The 25942-nt window shown below is 74.5% G+C and carries 34 protein-coding genes; 17 read left to right on the forward strand and 17 right to left on the reverse strand.

Annotated features, from left to right (window positions below; translation table 11 throughout):
- Positions 1-3: 3 nt before the first annotated feature.
- The 3 genes from ACFXDE_RS03130 to ACFXDE_RS03140 all read right to left on the reverse strand — a co-directional run bounded on the left by ACFXDE_RS03130 (position 4) and on the right by ACFXDE_RS03140 (position 2094).
- Positions 4-405, reverse strand: coding sequence for a CU044_2847 family protein (locus ACFXDE_RS03130; protein ID WP_380490313.1), 402 nt, complete (start codon positions 403-405; stop codon positions 4-6).
- Positions 406-612: 207 nt separating this feature from the next.
- The gene (locus ACFXDE_RS03135; RefSeq protein ID WP_380490315.1) at positions 613-1344 is read right to left on the reverse strand and encodes a YoaK family protein; all 732 of its coding nucleotides are present in this window, start codon (positions 1342-1344) and stop codon (positions 613-615) included.
- Positions 1345-1434: 90 nt separating this feature from the next.
- Positions 1435-2094: a sigma-70 family RNA polymerase sigma factor gene (locus tag ACFXDE_RS03140; RefSeq protein WP_380490317.1), complete on the reverse strand. Its 660-nt coding sequence runs from the start codon at positions 2092-2094 to the stop codon at positions 1435-1437.
- A 150-nt stretch (positions 2095-2244) separates the two neighbouring features.
- Between ACFXDE_RS03140 and ACFXDE_RS03145 the strand changes: the two genes are divergently transcribed.
- Complete coding sequence (locus ACFXDE_RS03145; protein WP_380490319.1) at positions 2245-2694, forward strand: hypothetical protein; 450 nt, start codon at positions 2245-2247, stop codon at positions 2692-2694.
- Between the two features lie 80 nt (positions 2695-2774).
- On the opposite strand, the gene ACFXDE_RS03150 is transcribed toward ACFXDE_RS03145, so the two are convergent.
- Positions 2775-3647, reverse strand: coding sequence for an alpha/beta fold hydrolase (locus ACFXDE_RS03150; protein WP_380490320.1), 873 nt, complete (start codon positions 3645-3647; stop codon positions 2775-2777).
- 155 nt (positions 3648-3802) lie between these two features.
- Between ACFXDE_RS03150 and ACFXDE_RS03155 the strand changes: the two genes are divergently transcribed.
- On the forward strand, positions 3803-4399 hold the full coding sequence (locus ACFXDE_RS03155; RefSeq protein ID WP_380438302.1) for a TetR/AcrR family transcriptional regulator: 597 nt from the start codon (positions 3803-3805) through the stop codon (positions 4397-4399).
- Between the two features lie 122 nt (positions 4400-4521).
- Here ACFXDE_RS03155 and ACFXDE_RS03160 read toward each other — a convergent pair whose 3' ends face one another.
- Positions 4522-5214: a hypothetical protein gene (locus tag ACFXDE_RS03160; protein ID WP_380490323.1), complete on the reverse strand. Its 693-nt coding sequence runs from the start codon at positions 5212-5214 to the stop codon at positions 4522-4524.
- A gap of 220 nt (positions 5215-5434) precedes the next feature.
- On the reverse strand, positions 5435-5623 hold the full coding sequence (locus ACFXDE_RS03165) for a hypothetical protein (RefSeq protein ID WP_380490325.1): 189 nt from the start codon (positions 5621-5623) through the stop codon (positions 5435-5437).
- Between the two features lie 327 nt (positions 5624-5950).
- Between ACFXDE_RS03165 and ACFXDE_RS03170 the strand changes: the two genes are divergently transcribed.
- The gene (locus ACFXDE_RS03170; RefSeq protein ID WP_380490327.1) at positions 5951-6457 is read left to right on the forward strand and encodes a hypothetical protein; all 507 of its coding nucleotides are present in this window, start codon (positions 5951-5953) and stop codon (positions 6455-6457) included.
- A 20-nt stretch (positions 6458-6477) separates the two neighbouring features.
- Here the strand turns inward: ACFXDE_RS03170 and ACFXDE_RS03175 are convergent, their stop codons facing one another.
- Entirely contained in the window at positions 6478-6864 is a 387-nt protein-coding gene (locus ACFXDE_RS03175) for a YybH family protein (RefSeq protein ID WP_380490329.1), read from the reverse strand.
- A 109-nt stretch (positions 6865-6973) separates the two neighbouring features.
- Here ACFXDE_RS03175 and ACFXDE_RS03180 point away from each other — a divergent pair, with 109 nt between their 5' ends.
- Positions 6974-7855: a helix-turn-helix domain-containing protein gene (locus ACFXDE_RS03180; protein ID WP_380490331.1), complete on the forward strand. Its 882-nt coding sequence runs from the start codon at positions 6974-6976 to the stop codon at positions 7853-7855.
- Positions 7856-7985: 130 nt separating this feature from the next.
- Here ACFXDE_RS03180 and ACFXDE_RS03185 read toward each other — a convergent pair whose 3' ends face one another.
- Positions 7986-8183 (reverse strand): hypothetical protein, encoded by a 198-nt coding sequence (locus ACFXDE_RS03185; RefSeq protein WP_380490333.1) that lies wholly within the window; start codon positions 8181-8183, stop codon positions 7986-7988.
- Between the two features lie 202 nt (positions 8184-8385).
- Here ACFXDE_RS03185 and ACFXDE_RS03190 point away from each other — a divergent pair, with 202 nt between their 5' ends.
- The 4 genes from ACFXDE_RS03190 (at position 8386) to ACFXDE_RS03205 (ending at position 12137) form a co-directional block, all read left to right on the forward strand.
- Positions 8386-9231 (forward strand): hypothetical protein, encoded by an 846-nt coding sequence (locus tag ACFXDE_RS03190; RefSeq protein WP_380490335.1) that lies wholly within the window; start codon positions 8386-8388, stop codon positions 9229-9231.
- Positions 9232-9239: 8 nt separating this feature from the next.
- Positions 9240-10514, forward strand: a complete 1275-nt coding sequence (locus tag ACFXDE_RS03195) for a hypothetical protein (RefSeq protein WP_380490337.1) — start codon at positions 9240-9242, stop codon at positions 10512-10514.
- Between the two features lie 166 nt (positions 10515-10680).
- On the forward strand, positions 10681-11811 hold the full coding sequence (locus ACFXDE_RS03200) for a 2-isopropylmalate synthase (protein WP_380490339.1): 1131 nt from the start codon (positions 10681-10683) through the stop codon (positions 11809-11811).
- Entirely contained in the window at positions 11808-12137 is a 330-nt protein-coding gene (locus tag ACFXDE_RS03205) for a MarR family transcriptional regulator (RefSeq protein WP_380490341.1), read from the forward strand. The genes ACFXDE_RS03200 and ACFXDE_RS03205 overlap by 4 nt, the downstream gene beginning before the upstream one ends.
- Before the next feature lie 202 nt (positions 12138-12339).
- On the opposite strand, the gene ACFXDE_RS03210 is transcribed toward ACFXDE_RS03205, so the two are convergent.
- Positions 12340-12747 (reverse strand): MerR family transcriptional regulator, encoded by a 408-nt coding sequence (locus ACFXDE_RS03210; RefSeq protein WP_380448173.1) that lies wholly within the window; start codon positions 12745-12747, stop codon positions 12340-12342.
- Between the two features lie 81 nt (positions 12748-12828).
- On the opposite strand from ACFXDE_RS03210, the gene ACFXDE_RS03215 reads away from it, so the two are divergent.
- Positions 12829-13716: an NAD(P)-binding domain-containing protein gene (locus tag ACFXDE_RS03215; protein ID WP_380490343.1), complete on the forward strand. Its 888-nt coding sequence runs from the start codon at positions 12829-12831 to the stop codon at positions 13714-13716.
- A gap of 15 nt (positions 13717-13731) precedes the next feature.
- On the opposite strand, the gene ACFXDE_RS03220 is transcribed toward ACFXDE_RS03215, so the two are convergent.
- Genes ACFXDE_RS03220 through ACFXDE_RS03230 form a run of 3 tightly spaced genes read right to left on the reverse strand, consistent with a single transcriptional unit; the run spans position 13732 to position 15598 of the window.
- Entirely contained in the window at positions 13732-14535 is an 804-nt protein-coding gene (locus ACFXDE_RS03220) for a class I SAM-dependent methyltransferase (protein ID WP_380490348.1), read from the reverse strand.
- Positions 14536-14558: 23 nt separating this feature from the next.
- Positions 14559-14882, reverse strand: coding sequence for a hypothetical protein (locus tag ACFXDE_RS03225; protein WP_380490350.1), 324 nt, complete (start codon positions 14880-14882; stop codon positions 14559-14561).
- Positions 14879-15598, reverse strand: coding sequence for a sigma 54 modulation/S30EA ribosomal C-terminal domain-containing protein (locus tag ACFXDE_RS03230; RefSeq protein WP_380490352.1), 720 nt, complete (start codon positions 15596-15598; stop codon positions 14879-14881). The genes ACFXDE_RS03225 and ACFXDE_RS03230 overlap by 4 nt, the downstream gene beginning before the upstream one ends.
- 157 nt (positions 15599-15755) lie before the next feature.
- Between ACFXDE_RS03230 and ACFXDE_RS03235 the strand changes: the two genes are divergently transcribed.
- Both ACFXDE_RS03235 and ACFXDE_RS03240 read left to right on the forward strand, forming a co-directional pair.
- Entirely contained in the window at positions 15756-16220 is a 465-nt protein-coding gene (locus tag ACFXDE_RS03235; protein ID WP_380490354.1) for a hypothetical protein, read from the forward strand.
- Positions 16217-16678 (forward strand): hypothetical protein, encoded by a 462-nt coding sequence (locus ACFXDE_RS03240; RefSeq protein ID WP_380490356.1) that lies wholly within the window; start codon positions 16217-16219, stop codon positions 16676-16678. Before ACFXDE_RS03235 ends, ACFXDE_RS03240 begins: the two co-directional genes overlap by 4 nt.
- 78 nt (positions 16679-16756) lie before the next feature.
- Here ACFXDE_RS03240 and ACFXDE_RS03245 read toward each other — a convergent pair whose 3' ends face one another.
- The 3 genes from ACFXDE_RS03245 to ACFXDE_RS03255 form a co-directional block, all read right to left on the reverse strand.
- A complete protein-coding gene (locus ACFXDE_RS03245) occupies positions 16757-17041 on the reverse strand; it encodes a hypothetical protein (protein ID WP_380490358.1) in 285 nt (94 codons plus the stop codon).
- Positions 17038-17172, reverse strand: coding sequence for a hypothetical protein (locus tag ACFXDE_RS03250; RefSeq protein WP_380490360.1), 135 nt, complete (start codon positions 17170-17172; stop codon positions 17038-17040). Before ACFXDE_RS03250 ends, ACFXDE_RS03245 begins: the two co-directional genes overlap by 4 nt.
- A gap of 364 nt (positions 17173-17536) precedes the next feature.
- Positions 17537-18433: a LysR substrate-binding domain-containing protein gene (locus tag ACFXDE_RS03255; RefSeq protein WP_380490362.1), complete on the reverse strand. Its 897-nt coding sequence runs from the start codon at positions 18431-18433 to the stop codon at positions 17537-17539.
- 176 nt (positions 18434-18609) lie between these two features.
- On the opposite strand from ACFXDE_RS03255, the gene ACFXDE_RS03260 reads away from it, so the two are divergent.
- The 3 genes from ACFXDE_RS03260 to ACFXDE_RS03270 all read left to right on the forward strand — a co-directional run bounded on the left by ACFXDE_RS03260 (position 18610) and on the right by ACFXDE_RS03270 (position 21029).
- On the forward strand, positions 18610-19398 hold the full coding sequence (locus tag ACFXDE_RS03260) for an alpha/beta fold hydrolase (RefSeq protein WP_380490363.1): 789 nt from the start codon (positions 18610-18612) through the stop codon (positions 19396-19398).
- Positions 19399-19503: 105 nt separating this feature from the next.
- On the forward strand, positions 19504-20121 hold the full coding sequence (locus tag ACFXDE_RS03265; protein WP_380490365.1) for a helix-turn-helix domain-containing protein: 618 nt from the start codon (positions 19504-19506) through the stop codon (positions 20119-20121).
- Complete coding sequence (locus ACFXDE_RS03270) at positions 20118-21029, forward strand: SDR family oxidoreductase (protein ID WP_380448193.1); 912 nt, start codon at positions 20118-20120, stop codon at positions 21027-21029. The genes ACFXDE_RS03265 and ACFXDE_RS03270 overlap by 4 nt, the downstream gene beginning before the upstream one ends.
- An 89-nt stretch (positions 21030-21118) precedes the next feature.
- Here ACFXDE_RS03270 and ACFXDE_RS03275 read toward each other — a convergent pair whose 3' ends face one another.
- Entirely contained in the window at positions 21119-21550 is a 432-nt protein-coding gene (locus ACFXDE_RS03275; protein WP_380490368.1) for a nuclear transport factor 2 family protein, read from the reverse strand.
- Between the two features lie 109 nt (positions 21551-21659).
- Here ACFXDE_RS03275 and ACFXDE_RS03280 point away from each other — a divergent pair, with 109 nt between their 5' ends.
- On the forward strand, positions 21660-22229 hold the full coding sequence (locus ACFXDE_RS03280; RefSeq protein ID WP_380490370.1) for a PadR family transcriptional regulator: 570 nt from the start codon (positions 21660-21662) through the stop codon (positions 22227-22229).
- Positions 22230-22250: 21 nt separating this feature from the next.
- Here ACFXDE_RS03280 and ACFXDE_RS03285 read toward each other — a convergent pair whose 3' ends face one another.
- Positions 22251-23132: an alpha/beta fold hydrolase gene (locus ACFXDE_RS03285; RefSeq protein ID WP_380490372.1), complete on the reverse strand. Its 882-nt coding sequence runs from the start codon at positions 23130-23132 to the stop codon at positions 22251-22253.
- A gap of 103 nt (positions 23133-23235) precedes the next feature.
- Between ACFXDE_RS03285 and ACFXDE_RS03290 the strand changes: the two genes are divergently transcribed.
- Both ACFXDE_RS03290 and ACFXDE_RS03295 read left to right on the forward strand, forming a co-directional pair.
- Entirely contained in the window at positions 23236-25275 is a 2040-nt protein-coding gene (locus ACFXDE_RS03290) for a BTAD domain-containing putative transcriptional regulator (protein ID WP_380490374.1), read from the forward strand.
- Positions 25276-25451: 176 nt separating this feature from the next.
- Positions 25452-25850 carry a nuclear transport factor 2 family protein gene (locus ACFXDE_RS03295; RefSeq protein ID WP_380490376.1) on the forward strand — a complete coding sequence of 133 codons (399 nt, stop codon included), beginning with the start codon at positions 25452-25454 and terminating at the stop codon, positions 25848-25850.
- Positions 25851-25942 lie beyond the last annotated feature (92 nt).

Genomic DNA, 25942 nt, shown 5'->3' on the forward strand with positions numbered 1-25942 from the left:
GCCCTACGCGGCGGTGGGGGTGCCGGAGCCGGCGCGGTCCCAGGTGAGCCGGACGTTCAGGCTCGCCTCGCCGCCCGCCTCGGCCAGCACGCCGATCAGCCGCCCGGCCTGGACGGAGAGCGTCACCCCGAACTCCACCTCGAACGAGGACGGGTCGCCGCACTTCACCGCGGTGTCCTTGGCCCACTGGCCGACGGCCTGGACGGTCTCGCGCACCTGGTCGAAGGTGTGCCGCACGGCGGTGGAGACGGCGCCGGCGTCACCGGAGTCGCGTCCCGTCCGGCCGTCACCTCCCGGCCGGGGGTCTCGGACGGCGGCGTAGACGGTCGTGCCGTCGCCGAGGTGGACCTCGATCGTCTCGGGGGTGGAACCGGTGGAGCCCGCGGAGCCGGTGGGGTCAGCCATGCACGTCACGTCCCTAGGAGGTCGAATTGCGGTGCACATGAGCCTGGTCCGGTCGCGTCCGATCAGACATGTGACTGATGAGGCGTCAGTCCGGTGGCGGCTAGTCAGATTAGCGCATCCAACTATCCTCGCCTGCACGCACCGTGCACACCCGTCACCGGATCGTTACCGCGGACGAACGGAGCGGCCCGGGCAGGGCAGGAGCCCTCAGCCCGTCGCCGCCGGAGCGTCACCCTCGGCGGGCCGGAGGCGGGGAGCACGCGAGTACAGCGCCACGACCGCCGCCTCGAAGCCGGCCACGGCGAGCAACCCGGGACCGGCCCCGAGCCGCAGCAGCAGCGCCCCGCCGACACCGCCGAGCAGGATGCCCGCCACCGTCGCCACCCGGCGCATCCGGGTCAGCCGGGGCACCGCCCGTACCGCCGGGCGGAACGCGAGGGTGTCCACGATCGCCTTCACCAGGGCCGTCTGCAGGACCGTCGTCGGCATGTCCGGGATCCGCGCCTGGTCCATGATCCGGCTGTGCCAGCCCATCGCGACCGCCAGGACCGGGACGAGGAGGCCCACCCCGTGCGTGGGCAGCCGCTCGGCGCCGTCGGCGGCGATGGTGCAGGCCCCGGCGGCGGCGATGAGCGCGGCCTCGGTGCCCAGCATGGACACGAACCAGCGCCGGCCCTCGCGGAGCCGGCCCACGATCACGCGATCGGCCAGCAGCACCCCGGCCGTGAACGCCCCCAGCGCCGCCGCCGGCGCGGCGAGCGGCGTCCCCGCCGTACCCGCCACCCCGAAGCCGAGCAGCAGCACGTTCCCGGTGGCGAGCGCGGCGAAGACGTGCCCGAGCCCGAGGTAGGTGATCGCGTCCACCGCGCCGGCCACCATGGTCAGGGCGAACATGACGCCGGCGATGAGCGCCTCACCGCGCCCCGGAGCGACCCTCATGCGGCCAGCCTGCCCCGGCCGTCGTGGGTGCGCCGTCCGTGCGGCTCCTTCGGGGGACGCCCGGGACTGGCGGTCCGGTCCCGCCCGGCGTCAGTCCAGGAGCCGCCTGAGCTCCGTCTGGGCCCGGGTGACGAGCGCCTTCGCGGTGTGGCCGGAGACGCCCAGGGCCCGGCCGACCTCGCGGAACGACCGCTCCGGCTCGCCGTCCAGGCCGTAGCGCAGGACGAGCGCGTCGGCCTCGCGCCGGTCGAGGCGTGCCAGGGCCTTGCGGGCGACGGTCGCGAAGTCCCTTGCCACGGCCGAGCGTTCGGGATCGGTGAGGCCGAGGCCGGGTACCGGCGGTTCCTCGTCCTCCTCCGGCGCGACCGTGCGCAGCTGCCGGTGGAGCGCGGCCACCGTGCCCGGCGAGATGCCGAGTGCCGCCGCCGCCAGGCCGAGGTCGTCGGCGTTGTCCCGGAGGGCGCCGCGCAGTGCCACCGTCCGGCCGACCAGGTCGGCGGGGACGACGGCCGGGAACTCCTGCTGCGCGATCGCCCGCTGGATCTCCTTCCGCACCCACGTGTGCGCGTACGCCGCGAAGGGTGCGCCGCGGTCCGGGTCGAAGCGGTGGGCGGCGATCAGCAGGCCGAGGATGCCGGACTGGCGGAGGTCCGCGCGGTCGAGGTGCCAGGTGCGGTAGCGGGCGACCTCCCGCTCGACCAGGTGACCGTGCGCGGTGACGAGCCGCTCCCGCACCTCGTGGTTGCTCATCGTGCTCCGTCTCCCCGGGTCGGGCCCTCGTCCTGCTGTCACCGGGTACCGATACCGGGCGGCGCGCCGAATGCGAGGTTCGCAGCGCCGCGGTTTCCCGGTATCACCTCCGGCGACATGAGAACCGCACCGAACCGAGAGGCCCGCACCATGTCCGACACCACTGCGTGGAAGCCCCTGGCCATCGTCCCGTACGGCGCCGTCCTGCACGTCCCGGCCGGCTGGGAGGCGATGCCGCCCGTCCCGGCGAACGGTCCGGAGATCCTGCGGGCCACCGGCGGGCCCGGCCGGAACCTGATCGTCTTCAAGGTCCCGGCCAGGGACATGACCGCCGAGAAGGTCGCGGACGTCGCCCAGGAGAAACTGGAGGCCCACGGCTACGGCGACTTCACGCGCACCGAGGCCCGGTTCGGCGGACGCCAAGGCGTCGCGCTGGACTTCCTCACCCGGCACGGCAGCGGCGCCGTCATCTACCGCACCCGGGAGTACTTCGCCGTGCGCGGCAACGCCGCCTTCATCCTCGGCATGGGCAGCGCGACCTGGGACGAGCACCTGCCGCTCATCGAGGAGATCGCCGCGCGGTTCGAGCTCACGGACTGACGCGCCGCGCGGCAGGCGGAGCGGCGGCCCGCGGAAGACCCCCGTGCCTCCGCGGGCCGCCGGCGGCCACCGGCTACCGGCTACCGGCTACCGGCCGTCAGCCGGTCGAGCTCGTCGGCGATGTCCGTCCACCGCTCCTCCGGCAGGTTGTGCCCCATCCCCGGGTAGCCGACGAACCGGGCGCCCGGGATCCGCGCCGCCACCGCCCGTCCTCCGGCCGGACGGACCAGCGGGTCGTCCTCCCCGTGGATCACCAGGGTGGGCGCGGTGATCCCGGCCAGGCCCGGGGCCGGGAAGCGGACGGCACGCGAGGCGGCGAGCTGGCGGCGGCGGGCCGTCGGATCGTGCGGGTGACGGGCGTGGCACTCGGCGGCCACCGCGCGGGCCTGTTCCTCGGGGAAGCGGGCCCCGTCCGGGTAGGTCAGCCGCAGCACGTCCACGGTCCGGCGGATCTGGCTCGCCCGGTCGTCCCCGTACCGGCGGAACGCCAGCTTGAACGGGCGCAGCGGGTGGACGTACGCGAGGGCGCTCGCCGGCCGGTCGACCGGGATCGACAGCATGGAGGTCAGCGTGCGCACCCGTTCGGGCGCGGTCGCCGCGAGGTACTGGCCGAGCCCGGCGCCCATGGACGCGCCGCAGAGGTGGGCGTCGCGCCAGCCGAGCGCGTCCAGGACGGCGAGCGCGTCCCCGGCCATGTCGAGGGCCGTGTAGGGGGCGCCGCGGTACCCGGTGAAGTGCGTGGAGAGGCCGCTGTCGCGGTGGTCGTAGCGGACCACCCGGTAGCCCCGCCCGGCGAGCAGGCGGCAGAAGTCCGTCCACCACCACAGCATCTGGCCGTCCAGGCCGGCGATCAGCAGCAGCGGCCGCCCGTCCGGTTCGCCGAACGCCTCGTAGGCGATCTCCACCTCGCCGTTCCTCGCCACCGCGCGCTCGTACGGGACTGACACGACCATCGGGGCCCCCTCGCCTCGCCGATTTTCACCATGCACTCGCATGGTAAAAGCCGCCGCGTATGCTTGGCAATGCACCCGCATTGCCAAACTGCCCCACTGCCGGACTGCCGCAGTACCGGACCACCAGACGGATCGTCACGGGAGAACCGCCGCCCATGCCCAAGCAGGTCGACCGCGAGGAACGCCGCCGCCACATCGCCGCCGCCCTGCTGCGGATCATCACCACCCGCGGCCTGGAGGGCGCCGGCCTGCGCGACGTCGCCGCCGAGGCCGGCGTCTCGATGGGCGCGGTGCAGCACTACTTCGCCACCAAGGACGAGATGCTGCGCTTCGCCATCGAGTACAACCACGAGCTGCTCACCGCGCGCTTCGCCCGCCTCTTCGCCGGCGACCGGATGCCCACCACGGTGCGGGAGCTGCTCGGCCGGCTGCTGGTCGAGCTGCTCCCGCTGGACGAGCAGAGCCGCGACGGCGCCCGGATGGGCGCGGCCATCCTCGCGCGCGGCGCCGTCGACCCGTCCGTGCGCGACGTCGTGACGATGGTGTACGAAGGCGCCACCGGCTTCCTCGCCCAGCAGCTGAGGCTCGGCCAGGAGCGTGGCGAGCTCCCCGCCGACCTCGACCCCGACCACGCCGCCCGCGCCCTCCACACCGTCGTCGAGGGCCTGCGCTGGCCCGTCCTCTTCGGCGTCTACCGCGAGGCCGACGCACTCGCCGTCCTGGACGAGCACCTGGACCGGCTCTTCGGCTAGGGCGTTTCAACCGGCGTGGTGAACACTGCGCCCGCCCGGAGCAGGTTTCCCAGCGGGCGGTTCGCCGAGGAACCTGCTCCGACCTGCGGGCGGTGCGGGCGGGCACCGGTGGATGACGCGGGCTACTTGCGCCGGAGGTTGACCGCGTCGTCGCGGACCCAGTCGTAGTGGCCGCCCTGGCCCTGCGGGGTCTCGTAGAAGGTGTGGCCGTCCCACTTGGTCGCGCTGCCGGTGAGCTTGACGCACTGGTCCTTGCGCCACCGGCTGCCCAGGTTGGTGAAGCCGGTCACCTCGTTCCAGGTCCGGATCCAGTCGGTCCGCTGGCGGTTCGGCTCGCCGTAGACGCGGATGTCCGCCCGCCAGGCGTCCGCGAGGTCCTTGGTGACCCTCGCGTCGCAGTTCACGCTCTCCGCGACGTCGCGCAGCTGGTCCAGGTCCACGAGGTGGGACTCCACGTAGCCGCCGTCGCCCCTCCTGACCACCGCCTTGGCGAACTGCTTGTACACCGCGCCCTTGTCGTTCTCCTTGGCGATGCTCCAGTAACCGTCCCAGCCGGTGTACCAGCCGGGGGCGTACTTGTTCTCGTCCAGCTCGATGAAACAGGTGTCCTTCGCGACGCTCCGGACCGTGCCCTGGGCCCGGCGGTAGCTGCCGTCGGCATGGCTCAGGTAGGAGACCGCCTCCACCTTCGTCCACCCCGCGCAGGCCGCCGCGCCCGTCCCGGCCTGGGGCTGGGCGACGGCCTGCGTGCCGCCGCCCAGCACGAGCGCGGCGGCGACGGCCACCACGGCGGCGATCGGGACCTTGGTATTCACCACAGGAACTCCTTGCATCTGATGACGTGTCAAACATGCAGCGCAGCAACCAGCAGCGAGATCGAAGAGCCGCGGCCGCCCTGCGGGGCCGGCCGCGGACAGCGATCTGGGCCGCCCTTGCCGTGAAGGGCGGCCCAGTGACAGCACGGTGCGCCCGGCTTCCCCGCGTAGTCGCGTGCCGGTCAGCCGCGAGGCGCCGGGGCGGTCACGCCTCGGCCTGTCACTCCGGCAGGGGCTTGACGATCGTGTGGGTGATGACCTGCCCCTGGATGTGCTTGACCTCGAGCTTCTGATGGCCGACCGGCTGGGTGGCCTTGACGGCTGTCGGCTTGGCGGCGGTCTCGGCGGCGGCGGTCTCGCCGGCTTCGGGCTCGTCGGCGGTGGTCTCGGTGGGCTGGTCGTCGGCCATGGACGGGCTCCTTCTGTCATGCGCGGATCGGACTTGGTCGATCTTCCCCGGCGGCGACGTGGAGTAACCGGTCGAATACCGGCCAGGCGGGCGCGGTAGTGGCCTGGACGGTTCGTCGAACGGGCACGAGCGGCCGCCGTCCGGGGCACGGTGTTTCCACAGGACCCGCCGGGCCGGATCACCCGTGCGACGGGTCCCGCAGGACAGCGGGAGGCCCGCCGACCGAGCATGGGGGCGTGCGGCGAGCGCGTCCGGTCCCGCACACCCGACTGCGGGCCCGCCGCGTCCCACCGGCGACCGCCCCGGCCAGACCCCCAGGAGTCCCCGATGACCCCGCTGCCCACCGTCGCCGACGGCATGAGCGCGCCGGAAACCATCACCGCGCTGCGCACGCTCCTCGACGAGCACGCCGCGACCATCGCCCACCACCCCGCGACCGTCGACCGCATCCGGGTGCTCGTCGCGGAGATCGCCGCCTTCCCGTCCCGCGACGGGTCCAGGGGCCACGCAGGCATCAGCACCGACACCGGCGCCGGCCACCGGAGCGCTCCCGGCGGGCCCTCGCAGATCGACGCCGTGCTCGACCGGCTGATGGCCCGGACCGGCCCGCTCAGCCGCGACGCCGAGGTGACGGAACGGGTCCGCCGCCTCCACCGCGCCGTCACCGACGCCGCCAACGCGGCCCCCGGCACCGACACCCTCTCCCAGCGCGAACGCGCCTCGGCCCTCGCGCTCCTGGACCTCCTGATCGCGCGGGCCCCGGAGATCGGCGCCGACCCCGGGGCCACCGAACGCGTGCACACCCTCAACGAGGCCGTCAGCCTGGAGAACTGACCGCGGACGCGCCCGACGGCTCAGGCAGTGCCGAGCGGGTTGAGGAGCGCGAAGCGCCAGGTGCCGTCGTACGGGTCCCGGCGGGCGATGTTGGCGGTGGTGCCGGTCCGGGCGGTCCGCCCGCCGCCGGGGGTGTCGACCTCCAGGGTCCAGTCGTTGACCAGCAGGGCACTGCCCGCGCCGACGAGCGTGTGCCGCCGGACGTTCGTCAGCTTGCCGTGGACGGCGACGGTGCCGCCGAACTCCGCACGCAGCGCGTCGGTGCCCGTGATGAACTCGCCGGCCACCGTGCGCATGGCCGCGTCCGGGGCGAAGAGGGTCAGGACGGTGTCGACGTCGCCGGCGTTCAGGGCGTGCTCGAACGCGATCGGCAGCTGCGCGGGATCGGTGATGACGGGGACGGACATGGTGAAACATCCTCACGTGTCGTAGTGGTGACGGTGACGGCCCTCGGCCGCCGTGCCTCCACGATCCCGCCGGGGCCGCCTCCCCGGCGAGGTAGAGTCGGGACTCGCCATGGTCGAAAACGGACACCGCGACGTCATCGAGATCGCCTACGACAACCCCGACCCCGCACACCCGGGAGTCGAGGTCCTGACCTTCGAGGCGCTGAAGCAGCGCCTGAAGAGCTCCGTCGCCCGCCGGCCGAGCCGGCTCGACTTCCACCAGCTGGTGCTCGTGCGCGGCGGCGAGGGCACCGCGATGGTCGATTTCGTCCCGCACCCCTGCACGCGCGGCACGCTCCTGCACCTGCGCCCCGGCCAGGTGCAGCGCCTGCCGTCCGGCGCCGACGGCCGCCCGGCGGCACTCGACGCCGTCCTGCTCCTCTTCACCGCCGACTTCCCACCGCCACTGCCCGCGACGCACGCCGCGCTCGACGGCTTCGACCCGGTCGCGTGGCAGCTGCCGCCCGGTGAGTTCGGCGCCTTCGACCGGGCGGCGGCGGAGCTGGAAGCCGAGTACGCGGCGCTCCGGACCGGCGCGGCCCCCGCCGACCCTTCGAGCGCGCTGCTGCGCCAGCTCCTCGGCGCGTTCCTCATCCGCATCGCCCGCCTCCCGGGCCCCACCGGCGAACCCTCCCCCGACCTCTACCTCGCCTTCCGGCGCGAACTGGAACGGTCCTTCGCCACCACCCGCTCCGTCGAGGAGTACGCCGCCCGCCTCGGCTACTCCCCCCGCACCCTCACCCGCGCCTGCCTGGCCGCCACCGGCCGCACCGCCAAACAACTCGCCGACGCCCGCGTCGCGTTGCAGGCCCAGCGCCTCCTCGCCCACACCGACCTCCCCGTCGCGACCATCGGCCGCACCCTCGGCTTCGGCGAGCCCACCAACTTCGGCAAGTTCTTCACCCGCGAGACCGGCCGCACCCCGGGCGCCTTCCGGCGCGCCCAGCGCTGATCCGGTGCCGGATCCGGCTGCTTCGCATCCGCTCCAACGGCCCCGTCCCCGCACCCGTCCGCGTTCCGACGCCTGACGGTCGGAGCCCCCACAGGCCCTTGTGCATCAGGACCGTGGGGGCCCACCGGGCTCAGCGCGCCGCGAGCAGGTACCCGAGGGCGGCGGCGGTCCCGGACGTGATCAGGCCGGACGCCAGGAGGTGGAGGCGGGCCGGCACCTCCAGCGTCAGGCGGATCCCTCCGACGCGGACGTCCAGGACCGGGCCGACGGGCTCGGGCTGCGTGAGGGAGTCCGACGAGGCCTGAGCTGGGATCTGGTCGTGCGACATGGTCGCGTCTCCTGGCGGTGCGGTCGGGTCCGGCGGACCCGGTTCGTTTCGGGCATAGGTCGGGCGCACCGTCCGGACCCACGCGAGCGGCCCAAAAATCTTTTCCCGAAAGAATTGTGACGATGCGTGGGATCGTGCTCGTCCGCGGGCCTACAACGCCGACAGGAGCAGCGTGGTGCTGGGCCGCAACGCGGGAGGGTCGATGGTGCAGGTCGAGAGGAGCGGCGCTTCGCCGTACCCGGCACCGGCCAGAGAGCCCGCCCGCGCCCCGGCCGACTCGCTCGCGCGCCGGAAGGCGGACCAGGACCTCGTCGACCGGCTCGCCGCCGACGGCTGGACCGGCCCCGACTACGTGCTGTTCGAAGCCGCGATGATAGCCACGGGCACGAAGGTGCTGCGGCACTGGATCGTCACGGAGCAGATCCACCACCGCTGTTTCACCGCCGGCCGGCCCCTGGACACGGATGCCGGGACGCGGCGGGTCCTCCGCGATCGGGTGGACGAGCGGGAGTCGCTGATCGGCGAGACGGTCGCCCTCGCCTGGACGCGGTTCCGGGAGAAGGCCTTGATCGAGGGCGGCTGGAGCTGCGCCGGCGGTGCCACGCTCGCCTCCTACTTCGTGGGCGCGGTCCTGCTGGCCTTCCCCGGCGCCCACCGACGCTGGTGCCGGGAGTTCGCGGCGGGTGCCGCCGTCGAAGTCCCGCTCGGCGACGCGCTGCCCGACATCGTGGACGGCGGGGAAGTGCAGCAGGACCGCGCCCACGACGACATCGTGCCCGACCTGGCGGCGTCCGAGACGGTGATCGCCGACCTCGGGCCGGACCTCACCCCCGAACAGTGCCGGATCCTCGCGGAGATCTTCCGCTGGCGCGCCCTGGGACTCACGGACAAGGAGATCGGGGCCCGCCTCGGACTCTCCGAGGGCGCGGTCTCCATGCGGGTCAAACGGCTTCGCGACCACCTCGGCCGCGGCCGGCAGCGCGGGCCCCGACAACCCGGCGAGCAGCAGGACCCCACCAACGAGGAACGGAGGAGGACGCACCCATGACCAATCCCATGCCCGAGGCCGTCACCGGCGACCTGATCCGTTGGGCCCTCACGATTCTCCGCACCGCGGGCACGAGCGACGCGGGCGTCTGGACGCGGGAGTTGGAGCGTGTCCGCCTGCCGTCGCGCGGAGGCGCGGAAGTGGACGTCGGCAGACTGAGCCCATCGCTGCGGGGCTTCCTGAGGACCCTGCGGGGCTCCTCGATCGCGCCCGAACTCGATCCGGAGTCCATTGAGCCGGTGCTGGACCGGAACGTCTACGACTGGGATGACGCCGAGGAGGAGAGCCCGGTGGAGGAGCCCGTCCGCCGCGTCGTCGTGGTCGTGGACTGCGAGCGGTCCGGCATCCGCAACCACCGTGACCAGGAGTTCCGGGACGCGTGGTTCCGCGCGGTGACGGAGGCCTGCTCGCGGGTCGTCGGCTGGCAGGACTGCAGGGTCGAGCAGGGCGACGGACTGATGGCCGTGCTGCCGAACAACGCGGGCGGGGAGTCGATCGCCCGCTGGTTCCGCCTCGTGGCGGCCGGGCTGTCCCGGGAACACCGGCCGCGCTACCTGGCCGGCGTCCTGGGGACCCGGTCATCGGATCGACGCGTGCTCTGGGATCTGGGCCGGAAACTCGGTCTCCTCAGGTCGGTCCGGGACGAATTCCTGCACCGGAACGATCCCGGGCCGATCCTGGTGCTGCCCGAGTCCGTGTGGGAAGACCTGGCCGGACCGGACGGACGGGTGATGGGCGTCCGTCGGTGGCAGCAAGTCACACCGTCCGGTTCCACCGACCGGGCATGGGCCGCGCCCTGGTGGCCGACACCCGCTGGAAGGCCACCGGACGACGCACTTCGGCGCGCAGCCCGTACCGCGCGGCAACTGGCCGGCGAGCTGACCCGGGCGCGGATCGGACACAAGACGAGGGCCGACCCGGCGTGGGAGCTGGACGAACTCGGGATGGCTGCCAAGCAGTTGTCGGCGGACCTGGCCAATCTGGCGCGCGCCGTGAGCGAGCCGGGCCAGAGGCCGCTCATGCAGGAGATCTTCCGCCAGGCCTCCCATGCCGCGACGAAGTTGACCATGATGGCCGCGTTCGGCCGACGCAGCCACGTGGGGAGCGCCGAGCGTCAGTTGTACATCGTGATGGTGCGCCTCTACGAGATCGTCGGGGACGACGACGAAGCGGAGCCGGTGCACGAACGCACGCCCGGCCGGCCCGATCAGTGGCGGATGCATCACCGGCGGCCGGACCTCCGGCTGTCGGCGGCCGTCCGGAGTGTCCACGAGGGCCACTGACCCACTCGCCGTGTGGTCCCGCGCACCATCTCGATCGGGATCGAGCAACTTCCGGTCCAGGGATCCATGATAAGTGCCACGCATGATCGAAATTGATCATTCCACCTTTGCTGCGCCGCCCCTCCCCCTAACGTCTCCCCCGGTCCGACACACGAGGGAGCTCGCCATGCGGGACGTTGTGCGGGAGTCGGCGTCGGCCGGGCGGATGGTGGTGTGGGAGGAGTCCGCCCGGGACGGGGCGCAGGCGAAGACGTTGATGCCCGGTTCGTTCCGCGTGCGGCTCGCGTGTGCGCAGGGGGCGGTGTTCGGGGCGGACGGGCCCCGGCACGTCGTGTTCGCCGCGGGGTTCCCGGCCGTGTGCGCCGAGGAGTTCGAGGCGGTGCGGCAGGTGGCGGTGGAGGCGGAGGGGCGGGTGAGCGTCGCCGCCGTGTGCCGGGCGACGCCCGCCGACGTCCGGCAGGCCGTCGCCTCGGTGCGCGGGACCGAGCACGCCAGGGTGATGGCGGTCGTGCCCGCGTCCGAGGCGATGGCCCGGGTGATGGTCCACCAGGGCGCGCGGGAGGCGCTCGCGCAGGGCGCGGACCTGGTCAAGGCCGCCCGCGACCTGGACGACGCGGTCGCGATCGACGTGTGCCTGGCCGACGCCTCCCGGGCGGAGCACGGGCTGATGGGCGACGCCGCAGGGGAGTTCACCGCCCTCGGCGCCGGCACGGTGATCCTCGCGGACACCGTCGGGCGGCAACTGCCGGTCGAGGCGGCCGAGATGTTCGCGGGAGTCCGCGCGGCGGCCGGGCCGGAGGCCGTCCTCGGCTCGCACCTCCACAACGACCTGGGCCTCGGGCTGGCGAACACCCTGGAGGCGCTCCGGGCGGGTGTGCGGGTGGTCTCGGCCTCGTGGCTCGGGCTCGCGGAGCGCTCCGGCATGGTGGCCACCGAGCAGGTGCTGTTCCTGCTCGCCCACACGCCCGAGCGCGCCGCGCGGCTGCTCGGCCTGCCCGGCGACGGCTCCGGGCTGTGGTGGCGGGCGCCCGACCTCACCCGGCTGCCCGCCCTCGCCGCCATGGTCTCCGAGCAGACCGGCGTGCCGCTCACCGTGACCACCCCGGTGGTCGGTTCCGGGGTCGGCACCATCTCGACCGGCACGCCGTTCGTCGATCCCGAGCTGTTCCAGCCGTACGACCCGAGAGCCCTCCTCGGCATCGAACCGAGCATCGTGCTCACCCAGTTGGCCAGCGCCCGCGTCGTCACCGCGGTCGCGTCATGGAGCTCCTGCGGCTGCACACCCACGGGCCGATGACCATCACCGAGCTGGCCGAGTCGGTCGGGCGGACGCACTCGGCGCTCAGTCAGAAGGTCGCCGCGATGCGCGCGGCGGGCTGGGTGCGGACCGTCCCGGGCGATGACGCGCGCAGCAAGAAAGTGACGCTCACCGACGAGGCCCGCGCGATCACCGGTCGGCTGGCGGCGGAGTGGCGGGCCACCGAGGCGGCGCTGGCCGAGATCGAGGCCGAGATCCCGTACCCGCTGAGCCGGGTGGTCGCCGACGTCGAGCGGGCGCTGGAGCGCCGGAGCTTCCACGACCGGATCGCCGAGAAGCTCACGGAGGACCCGGCATGGGACTGAGCGGCGCCCCGGTGGACATCGGCCTCTGACGGTCCTCGCCCGTCTTCCGGCGGCTGTGGACCGGGCAGTCGCCGTCCGCGGTCAGCAGGTGCGGCGGGTCGTACGCGACGACGCGGAAGTGCTCCTCGGCGGGGCGCGGGAGCGTGCGGGTCCGGCGGTAGGTCGTCCCGACCCGCAGTTTTTGGACTCACTGCGTGGTCACTCAGGCGCGCGACGGCGAAGCGTTCGACGCTCCGCGCCGGCGGATCGCCTCACTCGGCGCGTCCGCACCCATGATCTCGTCCAGCAGGGCGCGGGCAGCGGCGAGCTCGTCCATCTGCCGGGTGATCCGGGCGCGTTCGCGGGCCAGGCCCTCCAGCAGCTCCGGGCAGGTCGGGCCGGGGCGGCGGCGGCCCGGGAGCGGCAGGCCCGGCAGGATCTCGGCGATCGCGGCGCTGTTGAGTCCGGCGGCGAGGAGGGTTCGGATGCCGTGGACGGCGTCCACGTCCCGCTCGCCGTACTCGCGGTAGCCGCTGGGGCGGCGCTCGGGGGCGAGCAGCCCCTGCTCCTCGTAGTAGCGCAGGGCGCGCGGCGTGACGCCGGTCCGCCGGGCGAGCTCTCCGATCCGCATCGCGGGCACCTCCTGAGGACGGGACGGGCGCCGCGTCCCGGCTTGACTCTGACGTCGGCGTGAAGGTCTAGCGTAACCGGCATGCCGAACGAACGATCTTCCTCAACCACCCTTGCCCGCACCGCCGTTGCCGTACTGGGCCTGGGCCCGATGGGCCGGGCCCTTGCCGGGGCGCTGCTGGCCGCCGGGCATCCGACCACCGTGTGGAACCGCACGCCGGGCCGGGACGCCGACCTGCTCGCCCGCGGTGCGCGGTCGGCCGCGAGCGCCGCCGAGGCGGTGGCCGGCTCACCGCTCGTCCTGCTCTGCGTCCGCGACCAGCCGGCCGCCCGGGCCGTCCTGGACACCACCGCGGCGGCGCTGCGCGGCCGGACCCTCGTCAACGCCACCTCGATCGCGCCCGACGACGCCCGCGCCAACGCCACCGACGCCCGTGACTACCGTCTGCTCGACGCCGCGATCCTCACGCCCACCCCGACGATCGGCAGCCCCCGGGGCACGATCCTGCTCAGTGGTGACCCCGAGGCCTTCGCCGAGCATCGGGAGACGCTCCGGACCCTCGGCACCGTGCGCCACGTCGGCACGGACCCAGGACGGGCGGCGGCCTTCGACGCGGCCCTGCTGGACCTGTTCTGGACCACCGTGCACGGGTACGTCCACGCCCTCGCGCTCGCCCGCACCGAGGGCATCAGCGGCGCCGAACTCGCGCCGTACGCCCAGGGCTTGCCACTCCTGCTGCCCCCGCTGATCGACGACTTCGCCCGGCGCGCCGACGACCGCCGGCACCCGGGCGACCGCAGCAGCGTGGCCTCCGCCGCGGCCGGTCTGGCGCACGTCGCCCACACGGCCCGCGCCCGGGGCCTGGACACCGCCGTCCTGGACGCCGCGCTCGCCCTCACCCGCCGGGCGGCGGAGGCGGGCCACGGGCCGGACGGGGTGTCCGCGCTGGTCGACCTGCTCACCGCCTGAGGACCGGACGGAACGTCAGACGCGGCGGCCCCAGGCCGAGATCAGCGGGGCGGTGGCCAGGTCGAGCTTCCCGCTCTCGACGGCCGCGAGGTGCCGGTCGATCTCCTCGTCCGTCGCGAGGCCCTTCTCGACCAGGAGGCCCCGGACGTGCCGCACCGTCGAGGCCTCCAGCACCGCGCACGCGGGCGAGGTGATCGGGAAGTACGCGTCGGCCTGCACGTCGGCGAGCCCGGCCTCGCGCAGCACGCGCGGCAGGGTGCGCCCGTAGGCGAGGTCGGCGCCGCGCGAGGCCATCAGCTCGCGGAAGCCGTTGCGCAGCCGGTTGGCGAGCCGCTGCTCGGGGCCGGACTCGTCGGGGCAGATCAGCGGCATGAGCGCGGGGTCGGCGTCCTCCAGGAGGAGCCGGCCGCCGGGGCGCAGCGCCCCGACCATGCGGCGCAGCGCCTCGGCGCGGTCGGGGACGTGGACGAGGACGAGCCGGGCGTGCACGAGGTCGAACTCGCCGGGCGGCGGCGGGTCGGCGACGACGTCGTGGGTGAGCACCTCGATCGTGCCGTCGGCGATGCCGCTCGTCCACGAGGCGTCGATGTCGGTGGCGACCACCGTCCCGGTCGGGCCGACGCGCTCCGCCAGCCCGAGCGGGACGGACGGGCCGCCGGCGCCGACCTCCCAGACCCGCATGCCCGGGCCGAGGCCGATCCGGTCGACGTGCCGGAACGTCACCGGGTTGAAGATCTCGGCGAGGGCGTCGAAGCGGACGCCGGCCTCCGCCCGCCGGTTGTCGAGGAGGTAGCCGCGGTCTTCGTCGTGATCAGCCATGCGCCGATTCTCGCAGAGGAGGATCACAGGCCGCGGATGGCCTCCCCCAGGTCGGGGCCGTAGGAGGACCAGCAAGAGATCGAGCCGTCGGAGTCCAGGTCCCCCATGTACCAGTCGTCGCCGGCCTTCACGAGGCAGAGGCCGTGGAAGGAGATGATGATGCTCGGCCGGAGGGTCTCGTGGTCGGCGCGGCCGTGCACCTCGACGACGACGAGCCGGGCGAGGGAGAGCAGTTCGGCTTCGGAGTCCCCCGAGGCGGTGCGGATGCGCTCGATCGTCCAGCCCTCGGGCAGTCCTTCGTCGGAGCCGTCGTTCCCCACCGCGCGGTCGTGCCGGGGTCTGCTCACGGCCGGCCGCCCGCGATGACGCCGAAGTGGCCGTCGAAGCGGCGGTAGAGGACGCGGCCGCGGCCGGTGACCGGGTCGGCGTAGAAGAGGAACGGCAGTTCGGCGGCCTCCGCACTCGCGACGGCCTCGTCGTCGGTGAGGCGGCGGGCGCCGCGCGGGTGGAGCGTCAGCGGCACGGCGCAGCGGTGCGGCGGGGCGGCGGCCGTCGTACGGGCGAGGCGGTAGCCGGTCGGGCCGGTGCGGTAGACGACGGCGTCGGTCTCGGTGGCCGGGTCGGTGAACAGGTGGATGTCGTAGTCCATCGCGTCGAGGGTGCGCACCGCGGCGTCCGGCGAACACCACACCAACGAAGGGGACTTGACCCGGGCGATCCGCCGGGCGCCGTCCGGGGCGGACACCTCCTCGGACCCTCCCGGCGTCCACGCCCGCGGCTTCCACGCCCCGCCGACCGCTGCGATCCGCCGCCGCAGCCGCTCGCCGATCCCGTCCACCGCCTCCGCGAAACCGGGCGCCGCCGTCTGCACCCGCACCCGGCGGCCGTCCACCTCGGCGTTCACCTGCGCCAGAACGCCCGCGCCGGTGGCCGACAGCCTGACCTTCAGCGCCTCGACGAGCGCGTTGGCCCCCTGCACCGCCGCCGCGACCCGGGCCCGGCCCTCGGCCAGCACCTCGCGCGACACCCCTCCGAAGGCCACCACCGCGATGTCCGTGCTCATCTCCGCCATCCTCCTGCCACTCGGTGGACCCCGCCCAACAGCACCCCCTACGCTGCGCGCCCGCCACTCCCACCACAAGAGGCCAACGGCCCCATCGCGGCGGAAAGGACCGATTTCCGTTGCACGACGGCGCCATCCGTCCCCATACTCGGGCGCGATGAAGGGGACGACGGACATCGAAGGGCTGCGGGCCGCGGCCGCGCGCCTCGTCGGCGGCGTGGTGGAGCAGGTGCGGGTGCCGCTCGACGGGGGCGGCCGGTTCGGGCTGCAGGTCCGGCTGACGCGGCTGCTGGACGACGGGAGGAGGCAGGTCCGGCGCCGGTGGCTGGCGGTCCACGCACCGGCCTGGCGGCTGGACCGGCCGGACGGCGTCGTGGCCGCCTCGGGGGACCGTGAGCGGCGGCTGGCCGAGGACCTCGCCGTGCTGACCGGCCGCGCGATCACCGGCGTGCGCGTCCTGGCACCCGGGTGGGACACGCTCTTCCGCTTCGGGGAGCTGGAGTTGACGGTCTTCCCGCTGTGCCACCACACGCCCTCGGCGGCCCCGGACTGGACCTTCCGGACGCCGTCCGGCGGCCGGCTCGTCGTCGGCCCGGGGGCGCGCTGGGAGATGACGGCGTGAAGGCGGTCGTCGGCGTCGCCGAGGCCCACCGGCGGATCGGCCCGCTGCTCGGGCGGCCCGCGTGGGACGTACGGCGGGGCATGGGCAGCTTCGTCACCCTGGAGTTCGGCCGGCCGCAGCCGCCCGACCGGTTCGGCCGTGTCTACGGGGAGTACCACCTGTGGATCCAGATGGCCGCGTGGCGGCTGGAGACGGACGACCGGGTCGTCGTCGGCTCCGAGGACCCCGGGCTCGGCGAAGCGCTGGCCGGGCTGGAGGGCCGGGCGCTCACGGAGGTCGTGATCCGGCCGCCCGCGCTGGCGACCCGGTTCGACTTCGGCGGACTGCGGCTGGAGACGTTCCCGATGTACCGCAGCGACCCCGAGGACGGGGAGTTCGACCACTGGTCACTGTGGCTGAACCCCGGCGAAGTGCTGCTGGCCGGCTCGGAGTTGACGGTCGAGCCGGCCGGGGGCTGAGCGGTCCCGGCCGGGGATGAGCGGTCCCGGCCGGGACCGGGCCGGCCGGGTCCTCGGCTCTGACGGTGAATCCGTCGATCAGCCGCACGCCTCCAGCAGGATGACGCCGGTGACCAGCACCCAGAAGACCAGCAGCCCCCACACCGCCGGGCTCGGGCGGGTGGAGCGCAGGAGGGAGAGGGCGACGCCCACGGCGATCGTGAGCAGGCCGGCGGCCCCGATCGTCCAGGCCACCGGCACGAGTTCGGGGCGCTGGGCGTCCCGGGCGGCGAGGCGGACGGCCAGCGCGGGGACGGCCAGTATGGCGCCGACGTGGGCGACGAGGTCGGGGAGGGCGAGGAGGGGGCGCTCGGGTTCGGTCACGGCGGGTCCGTTCGGGGCGGGGCGCTGTCGCGCAGCAGGACGAGTCCGGCCGGGCCTGGCGCGTCGGGCAGGTGGACGGCACCGCGCAGCACGTGGGCGGTGCCCTCGTCGGTGAAGGGCTGGTCGAGCAAACCGGCGTCGCCCGTGGCCCGGTCCAGCCAGTGCGGCTGGCCGAGCCGGCAGACGTCGCTGGTGGGAGAGGCCGGCCGCCGTCCGCAAGAGGGTGAGGGGGTGTGCCATGGGGTGGTCGCAGCCTTGGATTTCAGGGCGGATGCCGGGTGGGGACCCTTGGAATCGGCACCGAATCCTAGAAAACGCACTCGGCGTTCTCCAGGCGACGAAGCACCCCGGGAGGCACGCTCCGGGCTCTTGACCGGAGCCGCCGGAGGCCCGTGCGCAGCCGGGCGATCGCTACCCGGGGTCCGTACCGCGCCGGGTGCGCCCGCGACTACCCCGTTTCGCCGCGCTCGTGCCAAGGGGAACTCCGCTCCCCCGCTACCCCGCTACGTCGCGGCACGCGTCGAGGAGCGGTGTGACCGTGCGGGCCGGCGCGTCGGGCCGGACGGCGAGGTAGGTCGGCATGGCCGGGGCGTCCGGGCCGGTGAGGGGGCGGAAGACGGTGCGGATCGTCGGGAGCACCTCGGCCTGGGTCGCGTAGAAGACCGTCCAGTGGCCGCCGCCCGCGCCGATCGCGGCCAGGGTGTCCTGGTCGGTGGTGAACGCCGGGCCGAGCACCGGCTCGAACCCGGCGGCGCGGCACGCGTCGAGGACCAGGTCGACGAGGTGCGGGTTGGCCTCGCGCGGGGCGATCCGCAGCGGCATCCCGGCCAGGTCGGCGAGGCGGACGGTCTCGCGCGCGGCGAGCGCGTGCCCGGCCGGCAGCGCCACGACGAACCGTTCCCGCCAGACCGGCACCAGCTCCAGCCCGGGGCTGCGGGTCGCCCCGCGGACGAACGCCGCGTCGAGCCCGCCGTCGCGCACGCGCTGGAGGCGGTCCGCCGGTGCGGCGCTGACGAGTTCGACGGCGAGGTCCGGCGCCCGGTGCTCCAGCGCCGCCAGCAGCCGTTCGAGCCGGGCACCGAGGCCGACGTTGGTGCCGATGCGCAGCGCGGCGGCCCCGCCCGCGTTCTCGGCCCGGTGCGCCGCGATCGCGTCCAGCGCGGCCTGTTCGGCGGCGACGACGGCCCTGGCCCGGTCGACGAGGACGCTGCCGGCCGGGGTCAGGGTCACGCTCCGCGTCGTGCGGTCGAACAGGTCGACGCCCAACTCCCGCTCCAGGCGCCGGATCTGCTGGCTCACCGCGGACTGCACGATGTGCATGCGCTCGGCGGCGCGGCCGAAGTGCAGCTCTTCGGCGACCGCGAGGAAGTACCGGATCTGACGCAGTTCCACCCGAGAGCCCCCACCTCGACGACCACCCCGACGATCATCACGGCGAATCATCACCGCGATTCATCACGATCACCGATGAGTGTAGGCGCGGAACGCTCCTTGGTCGCGGCCGGCCCGGTTGGTGTGATGGTCCTGCGCCACCGCACCGGCGGTGGACCGGACTTGAGGAGCACGTCATGCCGTTCGCGCGGATCAACGGGATCGAACTGCACTACGAGGACCACGGCACCGGCCGCCCGCTGCTGTTCCTGCACGGCTGGGGCTCCAGCGGCCGCGTCTGGGGCGCCCAGGTCGCCGGCCTGGCCGCGGACCACCGCACGGTGACCGTCGACTGGCGGGGCTGTGGCCGCTCGGACCACCCGGCCGAGGGCAACCACGTCGCCGGGAACGTCGCCGACGTGCTCGCCCTCGTCGACCGCCTCGCCCTCGACCGGCCCGTGCTGGTGGGCAGTTCGATCGGTGCCACCTTCGCCTTGGAGGCCGCGCTGGCCGCTCCCGGGCTCATCGGGGGCGTCGTCTCGGTGGACGGCCCCGCCCACTGGCCCGGCCAGGGCATGGCCCCGCAGCTCAACGCCCTGCTGGCCGGCCTCGCCGAGGACCGCGCCGGCACCGTCGCCGCCTGGGTCCCCAACTGGTTCGGCCCGGCGAGCGGTCCGGCCGTCGCCGACTGGACGGTGCGCCAGCTCCTCGACTCGGGCGTCTTCATCGACGCCCTCTTCACCGAGGCCCTGACCTACGACCCGCGCCCGGCCCTCCGCGGCCTCGCCGTGCCCGCCGCGTTCGTCCACGGGCGCCTCGACACCGAGATCCCGGTCGAGGTGTCGCGGACGCTCGCCGACCTCGCCCCGCACGGCGAGCTCCACGTCATCGAGGACGCCGCCCACATGCCGCACCAGGAACGCCCGGGCGCCTTCAACGCGCTCCTGCGCAGCATCGTCGCCCGGATGGCGCCCGTCCCGGCGTGACGGGGACGGTCGGCCGCGCGACGGCCCCGCAGGCAGCGGTTGCTCCCCACCCGTCGGCGCGCTTTAATAAATGAACGAGCATTTATTAAAGAGGAGGAGTGCGCGATGGCCGGCCGCCCCCGGGGAGTCGACGACGCCGTGATCCTGCGGGCCGCCGCCGAGGTGATGGGGCGGGTGGGGCCGCCGGGGCTGACGCTGGCCGCCGTGGCAAGGGAGGTGGGCCTGGTGCCCGGCACCCTCGTCCAGCGGTTCGGCTCCAAACGGGGGCTCCTGGTGGCGCTCGCGCGGCAGTCGGCGAACGACGTCGCCGAACTGCCCGCGCGGGTGCGGGAGCGGCACGACTCGGCGCTCGCCGCGCTGACCGCCCTGCTGGTGGAGTCGATGGCGCCGATGGCCGCGCCCGAGACCTTCGCCAACCACCTGGCGTTCCTGTGCCTGGACCTGACCGACCCGGAGCTCCACGAGCACGCCCTCGCCGTGCACCTGGCGCAGCGCCGGGCCATCGAGGCCCTGCTGGCGGAGGCGGCCGGAGCCGGCGAACTCACCCCCGGGACGGACGTGTCCGCCCTCGCCGGATCGGTGCAGGCGATCGCCGCCGGCACGGGCCTGAACTGGGCACTCGACCGCGAGGGGACGCTCCCCGAGCGGCTGCGGCAGGAAATCGACGCCCTCCTGCTCCCGCACACGACAGCCCGCCGCACCCGAGTCACGGAGGAATCATGACGATCGACAGCCGGCCACTGGCCGGACGCGTGGCCCTGGTCGCCGGCGGCACCCGGGGCGGGGGCCGGGGCATCGCCGTCGAGCTCGGCGCCGCCGGGGCGACGGTGTACGTCACCGGCCGCAGCACGACCGGCACCCGCTCGGACCTGGACCGCCCGGAGACCATCGAGGAGACCGCCGAACGCGTCACCGCGGCGGGCGGCCTGGGCGTCCCCGTCCGCACCGACCACAGCCGCCCGGACGAGGTCGCGGCCCTGGTCGAGCGGATCGCCGCCGAGCAGGACGGTCGGCTCGACGTCCTGGTCAACTCCGTCTGGGGCGGCGATCCGCTCGTCGACTGGGAACACCCGCTCTGGGAGCAGGACGTGGAGACGGGCCTGCGGCTGCTGCGCCAGGCCGTGGAGACCCACGTGATCACCAGCCGGTTCGCGCTCCCGCTGATGGTCGCGCGCAAGCGCGGCCTCGTCGTCGAGGTCACCGACGGCAACACCGCCCGCTACCGGGGCTCGTTCTTCTACGACCTCGCCAAGTCCGCGGTGATCCGGCTCGCCGTCGCCCAGGCCGCCGAGCTCAAGCCGCACGGCGTCGCGGCCGTGGCCCTCACCCCCGGGTTCCTGCGCTCGGAGGCCGTGCTGGACCACTTCGGCGTCACCGAGGCGACCTGGCGCGACGGCGTGGCGGCGGACCCGCACTTCGCCCGCTCCGAGACCCCGGCGTACCTCGGCCGGGCGGTGGCGGCCCTGGCCGCGGACCCGGACGTCATGGCCAAGTCCGGCCGGGCGCTGGCGACGTGGGGCCTGTACCGGGAGTACGGGTTCACCGACGCCGACGGCACGCAGCCGGACTGGGCGGCGCACTGGGCCGCGAACCTGGAGGCCGAGCACGGGCCGCTCGGCGAGCCGCTCTGACAGCGGGCAACGCGGGCGCCGTCACTGCGCGGGCGCCGTGACTGCACCGCTGCCGTCGCTGCATGGTTGCCGTTACTGCGCGGCTGCCGTCACTGCGCGGGCGCCGGGACGAGGCCGTCGGCGACGAGGCCCGCGAAGACCGCCTGCCCGAGCGCCTGGGCGGCCGACAGCGGACGGACCATCACCGTGAACTCCTTGATCCGGCCGTCCTCGGCGAAGTGCATCAGGTCGATGCCGTGGATCTGCTTGCCGCCGACCGTGGCCCGGAACAGCAGGACGGACGTGTCCGCCTCGGTGCCGTCGGCGCTGGTCTCCGCGGTGCCGGTGTGGTCGCCGACGTAGCGGAAGTCCTCGAGGGTGCGCAGCAGGACCCCGAACAGGCCCAGCACCATCGGCTTCCCCTCGAAGGGAACGAACTTGACCGGGCTGTAGAAGCGGATGTCGTCGGTGAACAGGTCGTCCAGAGCGGCGGCGTCGCGGTTCTCGACGGCGGCGCGGAAGCGGTCGGCGGTGGCGGTCACGGTGCACTCTCCCGAGGACTGGCAGTACTCATGAATGTGAGTAGTCACTTTCATGAGTACCATGGGCGGCGGGTCCGGCAACAGGGGCGATCCGAAGGGAATCCGACCGATGGCACTACGGCACGCCGTCCTGGCCGCGCTGCTCGACGGCGAGGCCAGCGGCTACGAACTGGCCAAGACCTTCGACCTCGGCGTGGCGAACTTCTGGTACGCCCAGCCCCAGCAGCTCTACGCCGAGCTGACCCGCCTGGAGAAGGACGGCCTGATCAGCGGCCGCGAGATCGTCCAGGACAACCGGCCCAACAAGCGGGTCTTCCGCGTCACCGACACGGGCCTCGCCGAACTCGACGACTTCGCCGCCGCCTCCGCCAAGCCCTCCTTCGTCCGCGACGACCTCATGGTCAAGGTCCGCACCGTCGACCACGTCGACCCCGCGACCCTCATCGCCCGGCTGGCGGAGCGTGCGGCCTTCGCCCAGGCCAAGGTCGACCTGTTCGAACGCATGCTGCGCACCATGCGCGGCGACCTCCCGGAGGACGACTTCCTGCGCGACGGCGAGCGCATCGGCCCCTACCTCACCTGCCTGCGCGGCCTCGCCTTCGAACGGGGCAACCGCGACTGGTGCCACACCACGATCGCCACCCTGCGCGCCCGCGAGGCCGCCCGCGCCCGGCGCTGACGGCCTCACCACGTCCCGCGCTCAGCGCCGCAGGAGGGCCCGTACGGCGGCGGTGACCCGGGCCGGGTCCTCCTCGGCCATGAAGTGGCCGCAGTCGACCGTGGTGTGGACGAGATCGGGGGCCCACGCGCCCCACAGGGCGGCGGCGTCGAAACCGAGCGCCGCGCCCCAGTCCTGCTGCAGGACGCTCACGGGCATGCGCAGCCGGCTGCCCGCCGCCCGGTCGGCGGTGTCGTGGGCGACGTCGATCCCGGCCGAGGCGCGGTAGTCCGCCACGATCGACGGGACGGCCTCCCGGCAGGCCGCCAGGTACGCGGCCCGGACCTCGTCGGGAATGGCGGCGGGATCGCGCGACCACACGTCGAGGAAGTGCCCGAAGAACGCATCGGCCGACGCGGCGATCATCCGCTCCGGCAGGCCCGGCTGCTGGGCCATCAGGTAGAGGTGGAAGCCCACGGCGGCGGAGGTGCCGCGCATGACGTCCCACGTGTCGAGCAGCGGCAGGACGTCCAGCGAGGCGAGGTGGGTGACGCGGTCCGGGTGGTCGAGGGCGGCGCGGAAGGCGACGAGCGCGCCGCGGTCGTGGCCGACGAGTGCGAACCGCTCGTGCCCGAGGGCCCGGGCGAGGGCCACCACGTCCGCGGCCATCGTGCGCTTGGCGTAGGTGCTGCCGTCCGGTGTCTCGGCGGGCTTGTCGCTGGCGCCGTAGCCGCGCAGGTCGGGGCAGATCACGGTGTGGCCGGCGGCCAGGTCCGCGGCCACGTGCCGCCACATGAGGTGGGTCTGCGGGAAGCCGTGCAGCAGCACGACGGGCGTGCCGGAACCGCCGACGGCCGCGAACAGGCGGACGTCCTCGGCGACCTCGACGCGGTGGTGCTCGAAGCCGGGAATGGTCTGCGTCATGAGAACTCGTCCTCTCGTGCGGTGACTGGGTACGGGACGAGCCTCCCGCGCCCGAATCAGCGGACGATCAGCACGCACCCGGGCGGGTACCGTGGACCCCGGAATGGAAGACGTGACGCGGGTACGGTTCGGCGTCCTCGGGCCGCTGACGGCGCAGGACGCCGACGGTGCGCCGCTCGACCTCAAGGGCCCCCGCCACCGGGCCGTCCTCGCCCGGCTCATCGTCGCCCGGCGGCGCGTCGTGCCCGTCGCCCGGCTCGTCGACGACCTGTGGGACGAACCGCCCGCGGGCGCCGTCGGCACCGTCCAGACCTTCGTCGGCGTGCTGCGCCGCGCCCTCGAACCCGGCCGGCCCCCGCGCGCGCCCGCCCGCCTCCTGGTGACCGACGGCCCCGGGTACGCGCTGCGGGCCGCGCCCGACGCCGTCGACGCGTGGCGCTTCGAGGCGACCGTGGAGAGGGCCCCGGCGCTGCCGCCGGCCGAGGCCGTGGCGCAGCTGGAGCAGGCGCTGGCGCTGTGGCGCGGCCCCGCGTACGCGGAGGCGGGCGGGGCGCGGGCAGGCGGGGCGCAGGCGGGCGGGGCCGAGTGGGCCCGCGCCGACCGGGCCCGGCTCGCCGAGCTGCGGCTCCAGGCCGTCGAGCGGCGGGCCGGGGCGCTGCTCGCGCTCGGGCGGGCGGCGCGGGCCGTCCCCGACCTGCGGGCGCACCTCACCGACCACCCGTGGCGCGAGGAGGCCTGGCGGCTCCTCGCGCTCGCCCAGTACCGGGCGGGCAGCCAGGGGGAGGCACTGGAGGTGCTACGGAAGGCGCGGTCGGTGCTGGCCGGGCGCCTCGGGCTGGACCCGGGGGCGGGACTGCGGCGGCTGGAGGCGGACATCCTGGCGCAGGCGCCGGAGCTGGACGGGGGTGGCGAGCGCGACAGAGCCGGCACGACCAGCACGCCCGGCACCGCCACCCCCGCCGAAGCCGCCGCCCAGGTCTGGGCGCGCGCCGCCGAGGCGTACGACCGTACGCTCGCCGCCAGCGCGCGGGCGCGGCTGGAGGGCACCGTCGGGCTGATGCGCAACCTGGCCGTCACCGGCGGGGAGGGGCTGCGGACGGCGGCACGGCACCGCGTGGAGGCGATCGCGGCGGCCGAGGAGTTCGGCGATCCGGAGCTGACGGCCCGCGTGATCGGCGCCTACGACGTGCCGGCCGTCTGGACCCGCAGTGACGAACCGCCACTGGCCGCCCGGGTGGTCGCCGCGGCCGAACGCGCCCTGGCCGCCCTGCCCGCCGGCGCCGAGGCGGCGCGCTGCCGCCTGCTCGCCACGATCGCCCTGGAGATGCGCGGCACGCGCGAGGAGCGCGGGCCGGAGGCGGCCCGCGAGGCCGAGGACCTCGCCCGGCGCCTCGGCGATCCGACGCTCCTCGCGTTCGCGCTCAACGGCCGCTTCATGCAGTCCTGCCGCCGGGCCGGGCAGGCACCCGAGCGCGACGCGATCGGCGCCGAGCTGGTGGGCCTGGCCGCCCGCCACGGGCTGGTGACCTTCGAGGTGCTCGGCCACCTCGTCCGCCTCCAATCCGCCTGCGCGTCGGCCGACTTCACCGCCGCCGACGCCCATGCCGCCGCGGCCGACCGGCTCGCCGAGCGCCATGAGCTCCCGCTCGTCGGCGTGTTCACCGAGTGGTACGCCGCCCTGCGACTCGCCGCCCACGGCCACACCCGGGAGGCCGAATCCGCCTACCGCGCCGCCGCCGAACGCCTCGACGGCGCGGGCATGCCCGGCCTCCAACAGGGCCTCCTCCCCCTCGCCCTCCTCTGCCTGCGTCTCACCGAAGGCGGCGCCGTCCCGCCCGTCGACCTCGCCGAGGACTGGGGCCCGTACCGCCCGTGGGTCGAGCCCTTCGCCCACCTCGCCACCGGCCACCGGGGCCGTGCCCGCGCCGCCCTCCGCGCCCTCCCCGAGCCGCCGGCCGACCTCCTCTACGAGGCGCTGTGCTGCCTGGAAGCCTTCCTCGCGCAGGAGTTGGACGACCAGCCGGCCCTCTCCCGCGCACGCTCACACCTCCGACCCGCCGCCGGGGAACTCGCCGGGGCGGGCAGCGGACTGCTCACGCTCGGTCCGGTCGCCCGCTATCTCGACGCGCCGACAGACCGGTAGAGGCACCGGCACCGACGACATCACGTCGTCGCGCTCCGTCACATCGCATCGCGTTCCGTCAGGCTTCTCCACCCGCCCAGATTTACGTGCGTGGCGCACGCAGTCTGTAGTACGGTGCATATGCGTGCTCAGCGCACGCACTTTTCCAGCGAATCGCGCACCCCGAGGGGACCGTCATGACCACCGCCAGCACCCGCACCGACGCACGCTCCGCCCTCACCGACCTGCTCCTCACCCCGGGACTCGACCTCGACGAGGCCGCCGACCGGCACTTCGCCCCCGACTACCGCCAGCGCACCGACGGAGAGTGGGCGGACCGCACCGAGTTCCTCGCCCACATCGCCCACCTGCGCACGGTCGTGGCCGGCGGCTCGGTCGACGTCCACGACGAGCTCATCTCCGGCGACCGCTACGCCGACCGCATGACCATCACCAAGACCGACGGTTCCACCGTCCGCATCGAGGTCTACCTCTTCGCCGAGTTCGCCCCCGACGGCCGCTTCCGCCGCATCGAGGAGACCACCCTCATGCTCGAAGGCGCCGACGCCGACCGGAACCTCGGCAGCGCCCGCTGAGCCGCAGCGCCCGCCCGACGCCACGACGCCGCCGCCGTCCCCGCCGCCGTCCTCACCGCCGCGGATCGGCCGCGGATCGGCGCGCGGCCGTC

This window comes from Kitasatospora sp. NPDC059408 (assembly GCF_042751525.1).
In the GTDB taxonomy this organism is placed as follows: domain Bacteria; phylum Actinomycetota; class Actinomycetes; order Streptomycetales; family Streptomycetaceae; genus Kitasatospora.